The following is a 1,166-nucleotide window of genomic DNA, read 5'->3' on the forward strand; positions in this document are numbered from 1 at the left end:
CGGTGAAGGCCGCCGAGACGGTCGGGAAGGACTCGCGCGGCTACGACGCGGCGAAGAAGATCAACGGCAGGAAGCGGCACCTGGTGGTGGACACGAAGGGCCTGCCGCTGTTCGTCATGGTCACCCCCGCCGACATGACCGACCGCGACGCCGCGAAGGAGGTGCTGTTCCGACTCAGGCTGATGCACCCGGAGATCACGATCGTCTGGGCCGACTCCGCCTACGCCGGGCAGCTCGTCGGCTGGGCGAAGAAGTACCTGAACCTCACCATCAAGACGGTCAGCCGGCCCAAGGACGCGAAGGGGTTCGTGGTCCTGCCCCGTCGCTGGGTGGTCGAACGCTCGCACGCCTGGGTGATGCACGCGCGCCGTCACGCCCGGGACTACGAACGCCTCGTCCAGCACTCCGAGTCGCTGATCACCTGGGCCGCGATCACCCTGATGACCAGGCGCATCACTCAGCGGCAGTCCAAGCGGTCGGGACAGCCGGCCTCCCGCGAGGCCCAGCGGGACTGATCGTTCTCACGGTCACCACGGTGGCCCTGGCCCGGTCCTGCCCGCGGCGCCGTCCGGCGACCACTCTCCCACGGCCGTCGGCCGCCCGTCAGGCCGTTGAAGCCGCCCGCGTCAGCTCCGCTCGCCGTCCGGTCCGCCGTCCAGGCCAACCCGCGAGCGCCAGTCCGTGGCGGCCATCGCCTGCCACCGCACGCCGATCTCGATCTGGGCAGGCGTGAGCCCGGTCGCCTCCGCCAGTTCGGCTCCGCTCAGCCCGTTCGGGTGCTGGTCAAGGGCCCTGCCGATCTTGGCCGCCCACTGCTCGGGCTCGACGAAGGGCCGGTCTCGGTACTGCTCGACCAGCTGCCGCCCGTGCTCACGGCCGCAGGCCACGAGCAGCCTGCGGCCGTCGAACTCCTGGTTGGTGCGGTGCACCACCGAGGAGTCCCGCACGACGAAGTAGACCTCGCTGCCGTCCGCGATCACCGCCCCGCACAGGTCACACAGCTCCGGCTCGGGCACCTGCTCGCCCAGGCCCTCGTTCTCGGTCTCGTCCACACCCCATACCTACCCCCGAAACAGCCTTCTCCCCAGCTCAGAGCACACCTTCACACGGGCTCTGTTCGATTCCAGGGCCAGGAAGACGATTCGCATGCCATCGGAAACAGGTAC

At 69.6% G+C, this 1,166-nt stretch carries 1 protein-coding gene and 1 pseudogene; one reads left to right on the forward strand and one right to left on the reverse strand.

What is annotated here, in order from left to right; translation table 11 throughout:
• Positions 1-615 (forward strand): annotated as a pseudogene (locus tag IH61_RS0139825) (transposase); the annotation flags it as partial.
• A gap of 11 nt (positions 616-626) precedes the next feature.
• Here IH61_RS0139825 and IH61_RS0139830 read toward each other — a convergent pair.
• Positions 627-1,052, reverse strand: coding sequence for a hypothetical protein (locus IH61_RS0139830; RefSeq protein ID WP_051838787.1), 426 nt, complete (start codon positions 1,050-1,052; stop codon positions 627-629).
• Between the last annotated feature and the right edge of the window lie 114 nt (positions 1,053-1,166).

It is taken from the genome of Streptomyces sp. NRRL WC-3742 (genome assembly GCF_000720635.1).
Taxonomy (GTDB): domain Bacteria; phylum Actinomycetota; class Actinomycetes; order Streptomycetales; family Streptomycetaceae; genus Kitasatospora.